At 63.5% G+C, this 16906-nt stretch carries 15 protein-coding genes; 6 read left to right on the top strand and 9 right to left on the bottom strand.

Annotated features, from left to right (window positions below; translation table 11 throughout):
- Positions 1-67 precede the first annotated feature (67 nt).
- The gene (locus tag YH3_RS29170; protein WP_064444568.1) at positions 68-886 is read left to right on the top strand and encodes an AraC family transcriptional regulator; all 819 of its coding nucleotides are present in this window, start codon (positions 68-70) and stop codon (positions 884-886) included.
- 95 nt (positions 887-981) lie between these two features.
- Here YH3_RS29170 and YH3_RS29165 read toward each other — a convergent pair whose 3' ends face one another.
- Entirely contained in the window at positions 982-1605 is a 624-nt protein-coding gene (locus tag YH3_RS29165) for a hypothetical protein (RefSeq protein ID WP_238592724.1), read from the bottom strand.
- Positions 1602-2657 carry a LacI family DNA-binding transcriptional regulator gene (locus YH3_RS29160; protein ID WP_238592723.1) on the bottom strand — a complete coding sequence of 352 codons (1056 nt, stop codon included), beginning with the start codon at positions 2655-2657 and terminating at the stop codon, positions 1602-1604. The genes YH3_RS29165 and YH3_RS29160 overlap by 4 nt, the downstream gene beginning before the upstream one ends.
- A gap of 70 nt (positions 2658-2727) precedes the next feature.
- On the opposite strand from YH3_RS29160, the gene YH3_RS29155 reads away from it, so the two are divergent.
- Positions 2728-3957, top strand: a complete 1230-nt coding sequence (locus tag YH3_RS29155) for an MFS transporter (protein ID WP_064444566.1) — start codon at positions 2728-2730, stop codon at positions 3955-3957.
- Here the strand turns inward: YH3_RS29155 and YH3_RS29150 are convergent.
- The 4 genes from YH3_RS29150 to YH3_RS29135 are packed head-to-tail and all read right to left on the bottom strand — an operon-like array spanning position 3918 to position 9662.
- The gene (locus YH3_RS29150; protein WP_064444674.1) at positions 3918-4586 is read right to left on the bottom strand and encodes a bifunctional 2-polyprenyl-6-hydroxyphenol methylase/3-demethylubiquinol 3-O-methyltransferase UbiG; all 669 of its coding nucleotides are present in this window, start codon (positions 4584-4586) and stop codon (positions 3918-3920) included. The two genes, YH3_RS29155 and YH3_RS29150, sit on opposite strands and share 40 nt — an antisense overlap.
- A 36-nt stretch (positions 4587-4622) precedes the next feature.
- Positions 4623-7166 carry a polynucleotide kinase-phosphatase gene (locus YH3_RS29145; RefSeq protein WP_064444565.1) on the bottom strand — a complete coding sequence of 848 codons (2544 nt, stop codon included), beginning with the start codon at positions 7164-7166 and terminating at the stop codon, positions 4623-4625.
- Complete coding sequence (locus YH3_RS29140; RefSeq protein ID WP_371595561.1) at positions 7163-8566, bottom strand: 3' terminal RNA ribose 2'-O-methyltransferase Hen1; 1404 nt, start codon at positions 8564-8566, stop codon at positions 7163-7165. The genes YH3_RS29145 and YH3_RS29140 overlap by 4 nt, the downstream gene beginning before the upstream one ends.
- Before the next feature lie 58 nt (positions 8567-8624).
- Positions 8625-9662, bottom strand: a complete 1038-nt coding sequence (locus tag YH3_RS29135) for an Rv2578c family radical SAM protein (RefSeq protein ID WP_003944842.1) — start codon at positions 9660-9662, stop codon at positions 8625-8627.
- A 98-nt stretch (positions 9663-9760) separates the two neighbouring features.
- On the opposite strand from YH3_RS29135, the gene YH3_RS29130 reads away from it, so the two are divergent.
- The 4 genes from YH3_RS29130 to YH3_RS29115 are packed head-to-tail and all read left to right on the top strand — an operon-like array spanning position 9761 to position 13326.
- A complete protein-coding gene (locus YH3_RS29130) occupies positions 9761-10126 on the top strand; it encodes a RidA family protein (protein WP_019748335.1) in 366 nt (121 codons plus the stop codon).
- A 53-nt stretch (positions 10127-10179) separates the two neighbouring features.
- The gene (locus YH3_RS29125; RefSeq protein ID WP_081305406.1) at positions 10180-11064 is read left to right on the top strand and encodes a DUF5995 family protein; all 885 of its coding nucleotides are present in this window, start codon (positions 10180-10182) and stop codon (positions 11062-11064) included.
- Positions 11065-11113: 49 nt separating this feature from the next.
- The gene (locus YH3_RS29120) at positions 11114-12547 is read left to right on the top strand and encodes a putative nucleotidyltransferase substrate binding domain-containing protein (RefSeq protein WP_238592722.1); all 1434 of its coding nucleotides are present in this window, start codon (positions 11114-11116) and stop codon (positions 12545-12547) included.
- Entirely contained in the window at positions 12544-13326 is a 783-nt protein-coding gene (locus YH3_RS29115) for a Fic family protein (protein WP_064444562.1), read from the top strand. Before YH3_RS29120 ends, YH3_RS29115 begins: the two co-directional genes overlap by 4 nt.
- A gap of 115 nt (positions 13327-13441) precedes the next feature.
- Here the strand turns inward: YH3_RS29115 and YH3_RS29110 are convergent, their stop codons facing one another.
- Genes YH3_RS29110 through YH3_RS29100 form a run of 3 tightly spaced genes read right to left on the bottom strand, consistent with a single transcriptional unit; the run spans position 13442 to position 16904 of the window.
- Positions 13442-15424 (bottom strand): 5-oxoprolinase/urea amidolyase family protein, encoded by a 1983-nt coding sequence (locus YH3_RS29110; RefSeq protein ID WP_064444561.1) that lies wholly within the window; start codon positions 15422-15424, stop codon positions 13442-13444.
- Complete coding sequence (locus YH3_RS29105) at positions 15421-16074, bottom strand: urea amidolyase associated protein UAAP2 (RefSeq protein ID WP_007728099.1); 654 nt, start codon at positions 16072-16074, stop codon at positions 15421-15423. The genes YH3_RS29110 and YH3_RS29105 overlap by 4 nt, the downstream gene beginning before the upstream one ends.
- On the bottom strand, positions 16071-16904 hold the full coding sequence (locus YH3_RS29100) for an urea amidolyase associated protein UAAP1 (RefSeq protein WP_047270362.1): 834 nt from the start codon (positions 16902-16904) through the stop codon (positions 16071-16073). Before YH3_RS29100 ends, YH3_RS29105 begins: the two co-directional genes overlap by 4 nt.
- Positions 16905-16906: the final 2 nt, after the last annotated feature.

Raw genomic sequence — 16906 nt, 5'->3', positions numbered from 1 at the left:
CACCACTGCGATGACGACCCCGCCACTCTTCGTCACCCGAGGCAGCTGCGTCTTGTACGTTTCTGACATGGATCCCCGCGGCGCACAGATCACCGCGTGGGCACCGGGCCTCGCGGGAATCACCGAGGTCTTCCATGCCGATTTCGTCGGACACGCCTATCCCAAACACACGCACGATCAGTGGTCCCTGATGCTCGTCGACCGCGGCACGATTGCATACGACCTCGATCATCGCGCTCATGGCGCAGCACCAGAGATCGTGACTCTGTTGCCGCCAGGCATCGCACACGACGGAGTTCCGGTCACCGAGGCCGGATTTCGTCAACGAATCCTCTACCTCGACACGTCAGTTCTCGGCGAGGTCCTCATAGGCCCGGCGGTGGACAGCCCCGAGATTCGAGACCCTCTGCTGCGCCATCGCATCGATCAACTGCACTCTGCACTCGGCCCGGACGGCGAATCACTCGAGGCCGAAAGTCGCCTGGGGTTCCTCGCTGAAAGATTGAACGAGATCCTCACACCGGCCACAGGTCGATCCCTTCACACGCCGACCGTTGACGAACGCGTTGCCGATCAACTTCGGGACCTGCTCGATGCGCGACTCACAACGGGAATCACGATGCGGGAAGCGTCGAACATCCTGCAGCGGAAGCCCACGTATCTGATCAAGAACTTCGCGAAGCATTTCGGGCTTCCGCCTCACAAGTACGTGACGGGACGTCGAATCGATCTGGCGCGACGCGCAATCCTCGCCGGGCGCGAATTGGCGGACGTGGCCGTCGACGTCGGATTCCACGATCAATCCCACCTGTCGCGGCACTTCGTCAAGCATGTCGGGGCGCCGCCCGGCAAATACTCACTGAACGTGGCCAGTGGAGCGCGCTAGTCGCAGCACCTGGCACCGGTTTCGTCGAGCAGACACTGACTCCGATCAGCTGGAGTCTGTGTCCACTGAATGAAAACGGTGTCAGGTCCCAACGATCAAGCAGCCGTCTCGAGGTCGACCAGGAGGAAGTCCTCGCGCCGCGGCCCGTATTCACGATCGGTCAGCTGATACGAGCGCAACGCACGAGGTGCACGGGCCAACTCGTAGAACCGCTCGGAGCCAGGCACGAATTGCCTCGTAGCCCAACCCCAGTTCGGGCCGTGCGGAAACTTCGGGTCGGGCAGCATGTCGGACTCCATCGACATGAGCCGCAGGCGCCGAACTATCCCGGTCGTGGCGGCATCTGCGCCGAAGTCTATCCACGCCTGACGCGCGTTTGGGTCGTCACGAGGAGTTCCGGCAAGTAGGTGCAAAGCGCCCGCGGCTTCGATCCGAGAAGGCAACGGTGGTTCGGCGTCGAACATGAATTGCAGTGCAGCGACGCGAGCGATCGCCGGCTGGACCGGCTCCCGAATGCCTGACCCGTCGCGAGGCAGTCTCCACATCAATGGTTTCGAACTCGTGCGCACTTCCGCCGTCAAGACCCACGCCGGCTCGACTACCGCCCACCTGCTCGGGCTGTCGACATTCCAGGAGAGTCCCCACCGGACGGTCTCCCCCAATTCGGGAGGGACAAACCACCGAAGACGCAGACCGTCGATGACTACCGGCGTGATCATCGTGTCGAGGTTCGCCGACGCACCGACCATTCGACCGGCTCCACCGCATCGTCCAGCCCGAGAACCACGCGAGCTGCATTGCGCCCTTGATCGAACAGGGACTGGCGAACCGTCGTCAGGCCGGCGTCCGATGCGGCTGTTGTGTCGTCCCATCCGACGACTGCGACATCGTCGGGCAGCGCGAGGCCGAGTTCACGGATCGCGTCCAGAACCCCCAGAGCCAGTTCGTCACTCATCGCCAAGATGACATCGGGCCTTCGGCTCTCGGGAACGTCGAGCAGGGACCGAGCCATCCGCGCACCCTCGCTCCGCTCGTTGACAGTGACGACCCCTACCCGCACCGAGGGCCAATCGAGGCCCGCGTCGCGGACGGCGCGCTCGTAGCCCTCGAGCCGATGGCGGGACACCGGAAAGAACGCTTCACCTGGATCCACGTCCATCCGAATCTCGGACCGACGCTCACGATCCCACGGAAGGCTGATCACCGCGGGCCGCTGCGCCCCCGACAACCCGACTGCCGCGATCGCGACGGCGCCGGCAACATCGTCCATCCCGACGAGATCCACACCCTCGTGCAACGGACCACCCTGGATGCATGCGGGTTTTCCGGTGCCGACAATCGCGTCGAGGATGGGATCGTCGAAGACGGTGGTCCAGACGACAAAACCGTCTACTGCCGCCTCGCGAACTCTGTCGACGTCTCCCGGTTTCCCCGAGTTCGGCAGCATCATCAGCCCGGCGTTCGCATCCAGGCACGCTTCGGCGACTCCCGAGAGGAATCGCCGAGCTACTGCGTCTTCGAAGGCGTACGTCAGCTTCTCGCTGAAGACGACCGCGATGTTGTTGAATTTCCCGCTCCGCAAGGACTGCGCCGCCCGGTTCGGGCCCGCGTACTCGAGCTCTTCGGCGGCGGCGAACACCTTGGCCCGCGTTGATTCAGACACGCGCTCGGGCTGCGCGAAGGAGTACGACACCGACATCACCGACACGCCTGCGGCCTTGGCGACGTCGGCCATCGTCGGACGACTCGAACGCTGCGCACGTATGGCCATGAGCATCAGCATAGCGAGTGAAAAATATCCATTGCGCAGGCGTGTATCGATACATGTATCGTTACACAACATGAGTGCTCGACTGCCGAAGGCAACCACGCTACGGCTGATGACACTGGCCGGAGCAGCCTTCGCCTACGTGACGGCCGAAATGCTCCCCGTCGGACTGCTCAGCGAAGTCTCAACGGACCTCGACGTCACCGAAGGGCGTGTCGGCCTACTGCTGACCTTCTACGCATACGGTGTCGCGGTCTTGACGCTTCCGCTGATCGGAGCGGTCAAAACCTGGCCGCGACGACGCGTCGTCGTTCTGACGGTGGCCACCCTCGCGGTGTCGCAACTGGTCGCAGCATTGGCCGTCAACTATCCGATGCTGGTGATCGGACGATTGCTCTGCGCTGCGACGCACGGAGTGTTCTGGGCTGTCGTTGCACCGGTCGCAGCCACCCTCGTTCCGCGCGGACAACAGGGCAAGGCCATCGCGATGGTGTATGCCGGAACGTCTCTCGCTTTTGTTCTCGGAGGGCCACTGTCTTCGGCGATCGGCCAGTCCTGGGGTTGGCGGACCGCATCGGCGGCAATCGGTGTGGTGGCAGTGGTCATTGCTTTCTCACTGCATCGTGCGTTGCCCGAAATGCCGGTCGATCAACACCATCGGAGTAAGCGAGACAAACCGAAGCCGACACCGGCGATGAAACGGGCACTCGCCGTCATCTGCGCGGCAACGCTGTTTGCCGCCCTTGGGCAATTCGCTTCGTACACGTTCTTCACACTTCTGGTGGAGGAAAGCCTCGGCTCGTCCGGTGGCATCCGTACCGCGATGCTTCTGGTCTACGGCGCCGCCGGCGCCGTCGGAGTGTGGGTCGCCGGCAAGTACTACGACCGCCGACCGCGTCTCTTCACGCTCATCTCGATCGCGACAGTGGCAGGCGCGCTGGCCATGTTCTGGCTCTTGGCGCCGTCGATGGGAGCGTTCGCAGTTGTCGCCACGATCTTGTGGGGTGCGGCGTTCACCACCGTTCCGATCTGCCTCCAGTCCTCGGTTCTGCGCGCCGTTCCGATCGGGACCGACCGTGCCTCGGCCATCTACGTCGTCGTGTTCCAGATCGCGATTGCAACGGGCGCTCTGCTCGGTGCGGCCGTCGTCGACAGTGGCGGGCTCTCACATCTGGCGGGCATCGGGGTCGCTCTGATGATCGCTTCGTTGGCGATAGTCGGGTTCGGCCGACGCGCGTTTCCCCAGGAACCGGAACGGTCTACTCACTCCCCCACCGACGCGCCGGCCGGACTCTCGTCGTAGATCAGGGTGTATCGCCAGAACAGTCGTCTCCTGATCCGGCTACCTGGCAAATACAACGCGGCCGCGCGTCGGACGTCAGCCATCGACTCACCCGGTTCCGCGGTGGGAGCTGTCATCGCCTTCAGTGGCTCGGAGGCAACCCGTCGATGCTTGACGACGCCGACGACGGGATTGCACACGGTCGCCAACACCGACAGGAGTGCGTCGGTGGCTGTGGTCGATCGATAACACCCGACCACGACGAGCCGCCCGCCCGGTTCGAGCAGGCTACTCAGCTGCTTCATCGATTCTTCGAGTGGAAGATGATGCAACGCTGCGACGACTGTGATCGCGTCGTACTTCGCCTCGGATGCAAAGTCCTCGATCCGCTGCGCGTCGATGATCACGTTCTCGTCGTCGACAAACCTTGCGCGCACGGCGGCCGAGGTTGTCAGGTCGGGTTCCACACCGACCACCACGTCGAACCGCCGACGCAAGAGGTCGATCAGATTGCCGGTCCCGCTCCCCACGTCGAGAGCGCGACCGGACCTGACCCCGCGCAGATTACGTAGAACCCACCGGCCGTAGTGATCGTTGTGACTCCACGGATGGCGTCGATTGAAACCGTCCAAGCGAGCAATCACACCCATACCCGACGGTATCAATCCGAGCCCGCGCACCGGCCGTCACAACCGCGGGTCGACCGGCTCCGATTCGAGAGCCAGCACCGCGAACACGGCCTGGTGCGCTCGCCACAAAGGTTCACGGTCGACGAGCCTGGATACCGCCTCCATGCCGAGCGCGTACTCGCGCAGCGCCATCGACTGCTTGTGTCCGAGGTTGCGGTTACGCAATCTCGCAAGCGTCGACGGTTCGAGGTAGTCGGCACCGTAGATCAATCGCAGGTACTCCCGGCCGCGGACCTTGATCCCCGGCTGAACCTTCGCGTTGTACCCCCGCGGTCCGTGAATCTGATTCGCCAGCGGTTTGACGACCATCCCCTCACCACCGTCGCCGGTGAGCGACTCCCACCACTTCGTCGCTTCGAACACCGAGTCCTCGGAACCGAGATCGACCACCAGGCGACGTGTAGTGGTAAATCGACTCGGGTCGGCCGCGGCCAGGCGGTCCGAAATACCGAGGTGCCATTCGTGATCCCGTTCCCCGTACGACAGGCCCTCGGCCGCCAGAATCTGGAACGGCGCGATGGTGACGCCGTCCAGTCCGTTCGTCGGCCACACGTACCGTCGGTACGCCTCGCCGAAGCGCTCGATACTGGCGGCCCGAACAGTTGTCTGTTCGAACATCTCCGCCACGTCCAGGCCCCGCGACCCGGCCCGCGCCAGCACGGCCTCGCGAGCTGTGAGGTCTGATCGCCCGGCCGCCGCGACCGACGCGTACTGCGAGCGCAGCAGACCTTCCGCTTTGACGTTCCACGGCAACAGTTCGCAGTCGAGGAGCAGCCAGTCGGTGCCCAGCTCTTCCCACAACCCAGCGGAGGTGACTGCGGCGGCGATGTCGTCGATCAACTGCTGAGTCAGGTCGTCGTCGAAGAACTGGCGGCCGGTGCGGGTGTGCACCATCCCGGTGAGCGCATCCGGTGCGTCGAAGCGGGACTGAGCAACCGATCGATCACGGCACACGAGCACCACTGCCCGCGAACCCATGTGCTTCTCTTCGCAGATCACTGTTCCGATTCCGCCGGCCCGGTATGCGTCGAACGCGGTCGACGGGTGTTCCAGATAGTCATCGGATTGGGCGCTCGCGCAGGGCGCCATGGTCGGCGGTAGGTACCGCAGCCATTGCGGCGCGACCGCGAATCGGCTCATCACTTCCAAGGCGCCGGCAGCGTTGTCGGTGCGAACGGACACTCGACCGCGCAGTTCGGTGTCGACGCCGGTCGTTTCGAGGACGTCGGCGAGATCGAGCACATCCGGATCACGAGTCGGCGGTGCCAGCGGTACCACCGGCTCGTACCAAACCTGCTCCGCCGGAACCGACACGATCTCTCGTTCCGGGTATCGAAGGGCGGTGAGGGATCCACCGAAGACGCACCCGGTGTCGAGGCACGCGGTGTTGTTGATCCATTCCACCTCGTGCACCGGCGTGTGACCGTAGAGGACCATCGCTGATCCTCGGTAGTCCTGCGCCCACGGGTATCGAACGGGTAAGCCGAATTCGTCCGTCTCACCGGTAGTTTCACCGTAGAGCGCAAAGCTCCGGACTCGACCGGATGCCCTGTTGTGGTAGTCCTCCTTGAGACCGGCGTGCGCGACAACGAGTTTGCCGTCGTCCAGGACGAGGTGCGCGACGAGGCCGTCACAGAAGTCGACGACGCTTTCGCGGAACTCCGCCGACTCGGTGGCCATCTGCTCGAGGGTCTCGGCGAGTCCGTGACTCGGCGTGACCTTCTTGCCGCGCAGCGCCTTGACGAGTTTGTTCTCGTGGTTACCCGGAACCGCTATCGCGTGTCCCGCCGCGACCATCCCCATGACCAGACGCAGCACACCGACCGAATCCGGACCTCGATCCACGTAGTCACCGAGGAAGACGGCAGTTCGCCCGACCGGCGGCACCGCATCGACAGCTCTGCCATCCGTCCCGAAGTCGATGGTGTAGCCGAGTTTCACGAGGAGCGTCTCGAGCTCGCTTCGACATCCGTGGATGTCACCGATGACGTCGAACGGACCACGCTCGACACGCAGATCGCTGCGGAGCGGGTGGCGCAAGAATGTGGCTTCGGAAACCGCGTCCTCACCTCTGAGTATGTGAACCGAACGGAAACCTTCCTTGCCCAACCCGCGAAGCGAGCGAGTCAGCTGTTGGTGCTGGCGGCGAATGACGTCGCGTCCGAACGTCCGATCAGAGCGTGCGTCGTTGCGCGCAGAACAGACCGATTCCGGAATATCGAGCACGACTGCCACCGGCAGTATGTCGTGCTCGCGAGCCAACGCAACGAGTCGCTTGCGCGCGGCGGGCTGGACGTTGGTCGCGTCGACCACCGTGAGGCGTCCGCGTCGCAAACGCTTGGCCGCGACGAACTCCAGCACTTCGAAAGCATCGGACGTCGACTCCTGTGAGTTCGGATCATCACTGACCCACCCTCTGAATGTGTCACTCGAGAGAGTTTCGAACTCACTGAAGTGACGCGCCGCAAAGGTCGACTTTCCCGAGCCACTGACGCCGATGAGTACTACCAGGGCGAGATCTGGAATCTCGTACACCGTCATGACGTTCGTGCCTCCTTCGTGAAGATTGCCATCTGTGTCGGCCCGCCAAGGACCGGATCAATTGCTCCGACAAATTCGAACTCCACGCAATAGCCGTGGACTCGGGCCGTTTCGGATGCCCAGTCGCGGAATTGGGTTCGGGAGAACTCGAACCTGTGATCGGGGTGCCTGAACTCTCCCGCGGCCAACGCCGGATACAGCACGTTGTAGTCGGCATTCGGAGTAGTCAGCAGCACATACTGCGGTGCTGCGTCCACGAAGACCGATCTGACCAGCGCCGGCAGGCGCGCCGTGTCGACGTGCTCGACCACCTCCATCAGCACGGCTGCGTCGAAGCCTTTCAAGCGTGCGTCGCGGTACGTCGCGGACGACTGCATCAAAGACACACGTTCACGTTGGGCGTCGGACATTTCGGAGAACTTCAATCTGCGTTGCGCCCGTGTCAGTTCGCGCGCGCTCACATCGACGCCGACAAGTTTGTCGAATTGAGCGTGCGGCATCAGCACCTCGATCAGTTTGCCTTCGCCGCAACCGATGTCGACAATCGTTCTGACGTGCAGTCGCTGAAGCGTCGCCAAAACTGCGTCGACGCGAAGCCGTGCCAGCGGCGGATCCGGTCGCGGTACTTCGATCTGCGCCTCGGCTTGTTCGGGAATCAGTCGATCGACCACCGATTCGACCAGGTCGCGGCGACGCGCCAGGTAGCGGGACATGATCAGCGCGGAATCCGGATGCGACGCCAACCACTCTCCAGCGACGCGGATCAACTTGTCTGCCTCGTCGGATCCCACCCAGTAGTGCTTCACGTCGTCGAGGACCGGCAACAGCACGTAGAGGTGCCGAAGGGCACTCTGCACCGTGTGTTCCCCGGTGAGCGTCAACGACACGAAGTCGGAGTTTCCCCACGTCGGCAGGTGCGGATCAAGCTGCACCGGTATCGCGGTCACATCCCAGCCCAGCGGCTCGAACAACCGACGAGGCAATTCCGCATCGCCGCCGCACGGAACCACCGGAATCGAGACGGTCAACGCGAGTTCGGTTCCGACGAGTTCCGGGTGCGACTTGCACGTTCCCGTCAACGCGGTGCGAAACAGCTTCGACAGAGCAACCGAGAGTATGGACGACGCCGCATACGGCCGATCGTTGACATACTCACCCAGCGAAAAGTTGTCGCCACTCTTGCCGCGTCGATACCTACTCTGCACAAGTTCGATGGGGTCGACGTCCACAATCACTGCCACCGTGGTCTTTTCGGCCGAGGCCTCCGGGTACAGAACCGTGGCGGTGCCGATCGCCAAGTCGAAGCTTTGCACGCGGTCGGGATGTTTGTGCAGCAGGTAGCTCAACGCGGTCGCATCAGGAGTCTGCGGGGTCGGGGTGGACGTCAGTGTGAGTAGCACCAGGCGAATGTAGCCCGGCAAACGTCCGGGGCGCCTCCGATTTACGCGCCCGCGGCCGTCAGAACAAAGTGAGAGCTGCTCCCGCACCCACCAGTTCCCGGGGCGCCTCACGCGGCTCACTGCCAGCTGCGCTGACGTCTCGATGCTCCGAACGACCACCCAACCCATGGCGCTCGACCAGTGGCTCGACACGGCTTGCGAGCCAACGCTTGTATTCGGGAGTGACATACGCGCCCCGCCCGTACAGCTCGCGGTAGCGACGGATGAGCGCCGGATGTTCCTGAGCAAGCCAATTCATGAACCAACCCCGAGTACTCCCCCGCAGGTGCATCGGGAAGACCGTCACACTCGTCGCACCGGCTTCGGACAGTGCCTCGAACAGCCCGTCGAGATGACTGGTGGAGTCGGTGAGGAACGGAATGACCGGCGCCACCATGACATTGCACGAGAATCCCGCGTCGGTGATGGCGCGGATCATCTCGAGACGCGCCCGCGGCGACGGGGTACCAGGCTCGATCTGCTTCTGAAGTGCAGCGTCGTTGATCGCCAACGACACACCGATTCCGACGTCGACCTGCGCTGCCGCCATTTTCAACAGCGGCAGGTCCCGTCGGAGCAGAGTTCCCTTCGTCAGGATCGAGAAGGGAGTTCCGGATTCGGTCAACGCGCGAATAATGCCGGGCATCAAGCGGTATCGGCCCTCGGCTCGCTGATAGGGATCGGTGTTGGTACCCAGTGCCACCGCCTCCCGTTTCCAGGACTTTCGCGCCAACTCTTTGCGGAGCACCGCGGCAATGTTCGTCTTCACGACCACTTGGGAATCGAAATCCGCGCCGGCGTCGAGGTCGAGATACTCGTGACTCGGTCTCGCGAAACAATATCGGCATGCGTGCGAGCAACCACGAAAAGCGTTGACGGTGAAGCTGAACGGCAACGTCGACTCTTCGGGCATCTTGTTGAGCGCGCTCTTGCAGAGCACCTCGTGAAACGTGATTCCCTCGAACTCGGGAGTCTGCACGGAGCGAACCAACCCGGCTCGTTCGAGTCCGGGTAGCGCTCCGTCATCTGCATCCAATGCCTGACCCGACCACCTCATGGCCCCAAGTCGAACACTTGTTCTAAGGTATGTCAAGATGGAGCGAATACCTGACCGTGCCTCACCACGGCCGGGAAGTTGTTGGCAGAATTCGGTGCATGTCGAACAGAATCAATATTTCGTCCGGTTCCGAATGGGAACCCAAGATCGGTTACTCCCGTGCCGTGCGCATCGGTAACCAGATCGCAGTCTCCGGCACCACCGCTCCTGGTGAGACCCTCACAGATCAGACCCGCGCAGCGCTCGAAACTATCAAGGCAGCACTTGCCGAGGCCGGCGCCTCGCTCGACGACGTCATCCGCACTCGCATGTACCTGCGCGACATGACGCAGTGGGAGCAGGCCGCTCTCGCGCACGGTGAAGTGTTCGGCGAGATTCGTCCCGCCACGACGATCCTCGAGGTCAGCTCGCTGATCGACCCCGCTCTGCTCATCGAGATCGAGGCCGACGCGGTTCTCAGCTGATCGCCAATCCGGACATTTGTGAAATGGGCGCCTAGTCTGAGCCGATGAAACCGATGCGGCTGTATCCGTTGACGCTCGCGCTCGGCATCACCGCCGCTTTCCTCTCGCCCGGTTCTGCACTCGCAGAACCGGGCGAGAGTCTTTCGACGGCTTGCGGCAGCCAGTTGAGCAATGCCGAGGTGGGCCGGATTGCCGAACTCAGCGACGTCACGACCCTGAACGGTGCCGGACTGCCTCGGCTCGAGACCGCTGTCGAACGTCATCGTGAGATCACGTCGATCCTCGTCTCACACCACGATTGGCGAGGCTTGTTCTCCATCGGCCTCGACGCTGTCGAACACGAGGCGGTGATGCCGCTGCAGCGAGACCCTGCGGCCTTCGCCGATGACGAGTGGGCCCATTCCGTCAGCTTCGAATTGCTGCGCAGGTACCTGGTGAACGTCCATGCGGAGTTCACCGGTACTCCCACCGATCCGGCGTGGAGCAACTACTTCGCCCTGACACGTCAGTGCGACGCCAGTCCAGCACGGGTCGCCATGGCCGGCTACAACGCGCATCTCACCGTCGACCTCGCTCACGCCGTCGCCACGTCCGGAACCACTGCGGAGGATGTCCCCGATTTTTACAAGATCGTCGATTCCATTGCCGTCAAGGGTGGTTCGATCGTGACCCTCACCAAGGCCGAGTACGACGCCGATCTGGGGCCGCTCTGGCGGTTCTACTTCGTCGGCGAAGGACTCGACCGATTGGCCGGAAACTCGCAGCCCTCGGAACTGCTGCTCCGCGCCGCCGACAGCGGATACAACACCATCACGCTGGCCAACGGATTCGCCCTCCAGAATCCGCAGACACGTCCGGGCGCAGAACAGGAGATCGACGCACTCTGGCGTACTACAGATTCCGCTCTCGACGTACTCTCGCGACTCGGTGGTCTCTGACATCTCACCCTCCGCTGCCTGAACCGGACACACCTGCGACAATGACCCCATGACGGGGCACTCGACGGGGCAAGGCATGCAGAGTCCCGCCATGCGCCGGGTGCGAGACCTGTTGCGCGGGCCCGCAATTGTCTGCGATGGCCGAGCAACCATCCGCGAGGCCGCGAAGTTGATGACCGACGCGGGCCGCCGCGCTGTTGTGATCCCGACGGAGACAACCGGTTTCGGAATCTTCACCGAAGGTGACCTACGTGCTCGTGTGGTAGTTGGTGGTATCGACAGCAATCAGCCGGTATCAACGGTGATGACGCCGTCAGCAGTGACAGTCGATCCGGATCGATTGGGCGCCGACGCCGTGACCGACATGCTCGAGTACGGATTGCGCCATCTCCCGGTCGTGACCGAGGCAGGCGCACTGATGGGTGTGCTCGAACTCAGCGACCTCCTGACTTCGGCCACCAATCAGGGTTTCGAACTGCGCGCAGCGCTCGCCACAGCACAGGATGACGCCCACCTCGTCGAAACAGCCCGCGCGGTCCCTGTTCTGGTGACGGAATTGGTGGCGTCACGGGTCTCTCCGCTCGACATCGGCGCGACGCTGGCCGTGCTGATCGACGTGACGGTCAGGCGAGCCATCGAATTGGTGGTGGGCGGAGACGAGCGACCGGATTTCGCGTGGCTGTCGCTCGGCAGCGTCGCCAGGCGTGAAGCGCTCCCCTCTTCGGATATCGACAGTGCGCTGGTGTGGGGCGGCGAATCTCATCACGAGGGAGCCGACGCCGCGAAGACCATCCACGACATCCTCGATCTCTGCGGGTTCCCTCGCGACACCAAGAACGCCGTCGCGACCCAGGCCAGGTTTGCTCGGACGCTCCCACAATGGCGCACTGCGCTGCGGAAATGGGTATCCAATCCGTACCAGGACCAGGCCCTGGTCATGTTGTCGATGCTGGCGGATGCCCGCGTCGTCGCGGGCGATCCGGCGTTGGATCCTCGCCCTGCGGCGTTGGATCAACTGCGACTGCACCCGGCCGTCATGCGACTGCTCCTTCGCGAAGCCGTCGGAGGCAAGGCAAAGCTCCATTCGTTCAAGGACGTGATGACGCGTCGGACCGGAACCGTCGACCTCAAAGCCAGCGCCGTCCAACCGATCGTGAACATCGCTCGTTGGGCGGGGATTTCCGTGGGCGCCCGCACGAGTTCGACACTCGAACGCCTCAAGGCTGCAGCGGGAAGCGGTTTCCTACTCGACGACGACGCCCAGGTACTGATCGAATCTTTCGAGGTGTTGCAGCAGATTCGTGTCCGCCACCAGACCGATCAGTTCGCGGCAGGTCGGCCACCGACCGACGAAGTGGTGATCTCCGAACTCACTCCGCTCTCGCGGAGCTTGCTGAGCAATGCAGTGCGCGAGGTCGCAGGTGTGCAACGACGACTCGAATATGCCGCGTCCGCGTCGGCGCTACCCGACATCGACCCGTGAATCGCACTGCGCTCGAACAGGTTCTGGCGGCGGAGCGCCTCGAAGGCTGGGATCCGAGCGATGAACAGATCGCGGAACTCGAGGCCGTGATGATCGGGATGCTTTCTCGGCGTGAGTATTTCGAGCAGGAATTGGCGCGAGCCGTCGGCCTCTCGTCTGCGATTCCCCCGCGGATCCGCTGGCGACGATCAGCGCCGTACGTCTATCGCGGTACATCGGTTCTCGAGAACAATTTCGACGTACGAGATCCCGCCGCACTGCAATCACTCGAGTTCGCGGCGACCGCGCTTCGCCTGGGTGAGGCGCATCTCGGCAGCGACCTCGTACAGCACACGCGAGACACAGCCGAACTTCTCCTGCTTCACCAGCACGTTTTCCAAGATCTGTACCAGTGGGCCGGCCACATCAGAACCGTCGACATCAGGAAAGGTGCGGCAACGTTTGCTCCGGTCTCGGCGATTCGGAACTACCTGTCCGAGGTGGAAGAGATCATCGCCGCCGTCGATTGGGTAGCGCTCGATCACGGCGCTGCGTCGTTCGCGCTCGCATCGGTGTACTCGACGCTCAATCATGCCCACCCGTTTCGGGAAGGAAACGGGCGAACCGGAACCCTCTTCCTGCACCGACTCGCCGCGGACACCCGGTATCAGCTCGACTTGTCGCGGGTGAGCAGAACCGAGTGGGTATCCGCGTCGAGGGATTCTGCGCCTTTCCGGCCCACCGGAACCCCGTCGCCTCGCCCGTTCATCGATCTGTTCAATCGCGCGCTGACTCGCTGACGCAAACATCTGCTGCCCGTTCCAGGCGGACTGAACACCGTTACTGCTGAGTGAGCACCGCTTCCGACACTCTGGAAGCGGTGCTCACTCGAGGAAAAGGGTGCTCACTCGACCATCAACCGGGCAGCGCGAACTCCCCTGCGGCGGACCAGCGCTGACGCTCGGCCCCGAACGCGACGGACTGCATCGCACGGAACTCCTCGATCGAGCGCGAGTTCGACGCGAGGAACTCCTGATGCTCGGCCAGCGAGAAGCTGCCGTCCTCGATCTCGACGCCCCCGCCGCGGCCGGCGGCGGTGTCCGCGCGCAGATCCATCAACTCTTCCGGCTCGACGGGGTACCAGGAGATCCGGTCGAAGAATCGCAGCAACCACGGAGTGCCCTCCTCGAACGGCCCGGACTTCGCGGGGTGGCGGTGATTCCACACCTGCGTCGTACGTCCGACGAACTGGTACCCGCCCGGGCCTTCCATGCCGTAGATGCAGAGGTACGCCCCACCGATCCCGACGGCGTTTTCGGGGGTCCAGGTGCGGGCGGGGTTGTACTTGGTCGTGACCAGACGATGACGCGGATCGAGCGGCGTCGCGACCGGCGCTCCGAGGTAGACGTCACCGAGTCCGAGCACCATGTATTCGGCGCCGAAGACGGTGTCGAACACGTCGTTCACGGATTCGAGACCGTTCATCCGGCGGATGAACTCGATGTTCCACGGGCACCACGGCGCGTCGGCGCGAACCCCGTGCATGTACCGCTGGATCGCTTCGCGCGTAGCCGGGTCGTCCCACGACAGTGGCATCCGCACAGTGCGACTGGGCACAACGAGTTCGTTGGCCGCCGGCAAGGTGTCCTCCGCCTCGGCGAGCATTCCCATCAGCTTGCCGACGGGCAGCACGTCCGGGTCGACGCGGACCTGCAGGCTGCGGATTCCCGGGGTGAGATCGAGTAGTCCGGCCGGCTTCTCGGCGTCGAGTCGCTGATGCAGTGCATGAGCACGCGCACGTAACGCCAGGTCGAGATTCATGTCGCCGTATTCGACCAACACGTTGTCATCGCCTGAGCGCCGGTACGTGACCGCGGTGTCGCCGTCACGGCGGGCTATGACGCCGTCGTCGCCGTCACCACCGGAGGAATGAACAACCGAATTGGACGCTCGACGCGATACTCCGAGGTCACGCCGGGAGGCTGCCCGTTCGGCGCGGACCGGCACGAAGCGAATCTTGTTCCCGGGAGCCAACTGTCCGAGCTTCCAGCGATCAGCGGACACCACTGTGATCGGGCAGACGAAGCCGCCGAGGCTCGGTCCGTCGGGTCCGAGGAGGATGGGCGTGTCGCCGGTGAAGTCGAGTGCACCGATCGAATACGCGTTGTCGTGGATGTTCGAAGGGTGAAGTCCGGCTTCGCCGCCGGTGGTTCTGGCCCAGTCTGGTTTCGGACCTATCAACCGGACACCGGTGCGGTCGGAGTTGAAGTGGACCTCGTACTCGGTCGCGTACAGCGTGTCGATGTCGGAGCGGGTGAAGAACTCCGGCGCCCCGTGCGGGCCCTCGGTCACCGCAAGTTCCCAGCACGTGTGTATCGCCGGAACATGCTCGGCGGGAACAGCTCCCGCGACCCCGGTCGCCTGTCCGAGTTTGAGAACGTCTCCTGCCCGCAGAGTCCTACCTTCGTGTCCCCCGAACCTGCCCAGGGTGAAGGTCGACGCACTGCCGAGATAGTCGTCGGTCTCGATTCCGCCCTGTACGAGTACGTAGATGCGCAGGCCCGGGCCGCTGACCGTTCCGACGTCGAGCACCGATCCAGCGGGGACGAAAACTGGTCGCCACTGACCGTGTACGACGCCGTCGACGGTCACCGACACCGGGGCACCTGTGATGCAGACCGTGGTGTCTTCGTCGAACGTCATGGCAGGTCCGGCCATCGCGCATTCGATGCCGGGGGCGCCTTCGGGGTTTCCGAGTGCGGTGTTTCCCAACCGAAACGACAGGTCGTCCATCGGGCCCGATGGTGGGACTCCGATCTGCCAGTATCCGACGCGTCCTGGATAGTCCTGAACCGTCGTCAGCATTCCGGGACGCACGATGGTCAGTTTTGCGTTCATTCGTCTGCTCCCGGCCGTGTGACGATCATGCGGACGGCCGTGGGATCGAAGCCGTTGCACGGGTTGTTGATCTGCGGGCAGTTGGACACGAGGACGAGCACGTCACGTTCGGCACGCAACGCGAGCCGCTTGCCTGGTGCCGACAGTCCGTCGACGATTCCGAGTGTGCCGTCGGGGTCGACCGGGACGTTCATGAAGAAGTTGATGTTGGACACCAGGTCCCGCTTACCGAGCCCCCATTTTGCGCCCTCGACGAGGAAGTTCTCGACGCACGCGTGCTGATGCTTGGTGTGGTGGCCGTATCGCAGGGTGTTCGATTCCTGTGAGCACGCGCCGCCGACGGTGTCGTGGTTTCCGACCTCGTCTGCGACCAGGGTCATGAGTGGAGTTCCGTCGTCACTGCGGAGCACGGAGCCTGTGGACAGAAACAGGTTCTTCTGGGCTGTGACCGTCGCTGCTGCCGAGTACCGAACGCTGTGATCGTCACCAGCGTAGACGAGGGTGTCGACGGCTTGATTTCCGTGTAGATCGACGATGGTCAGAACGTCACCGGCACGGACAACTGCGGACCACGGCCCGAATGCGTCAGCAATCTCGTCGAGGATCACCGTTCCGGGAACGAGGGCGGGGACATCCAAGGTGGTGGTCATGCGATCTCCTCCAGGTTCGAAGCCGTCCAGGCATCTTCGGTATTGAGCACTGCGCGTTGGTATTCCGGCCCGAGATCGTCAAGGCTGCCGAGTTCGTCGGCGGCCTTCCACGCGAGCACTTCGAGGGACGTGGTGGGAAACTGCGGCGCCGGATCGAGTGGGTGCGCGGTGTTGGCGATCATCACGATGACGGGCAGGTGAATCAGAAGGTCGACCGTTGCGCCTGAGCCGGCGGACCCCGTACTGGTGAGAGCGCCGTCCGCCTCGACGCGGACACCATGGAAGAAGGACAACGGCGGCGCTATGTCCTGCGGCCCGAGTCCGTTCTTCGCGGCAGCGACGGTGAACAGTTCACGACCGGCGGGTGAGGCACTGTGCAGCGAACCCTGCCCGTACTTCGCCTCGTTGGTGGCGCGTGACGTCGTTCCGCAGAACGCGTCGTGGTGACCCGACGTGTCTGCGACCACGGTCGCAAGTACTCGCCCCTGATCGGAGAGCAACGGGTGCCCGACGCCGAGATAGGCCTGCCATGGCACCTTGACGGTATCGGCGACGTTGAGACGCTCCCAGGGGGCGTCGGCGCGATAGAGCAAGATGTTTGCGCAGGCGCTGCCAGCGATGTCGCGAAGTCGCAATCGGGTTCCACGTGCGAGAACCTTGGTCGTGTACCGCCCACCCGGCACGGTCTCAGCCCAGGTCAGACGTTCGGGCGCGACGTCTTCGGGTGGGTTCGGCCAACGCGTTGCCGGCAATACGGGCATGGAATCGGTGATCGTTCCAGCTTGGGACCGGGCATGCTCGCGCGCTCCGGCGGTGGTCTGAGTACTCATGG

The organism is Rhodococcus sp. YH3-3, from assembly GCF_001653035.1.
GTDB classification, from domain to species: Bacteria; Actinomycetota; Actinomycetes; order Mycobacteriales; family Mycobacteriaceae; genus Rhodococcus_F; species Rhodococcus_F qingshengii.
Note: the sequence above shows the minus strand (reverse complement) of the source record. Positions and strands in the feature narration are given on the sequence as shown.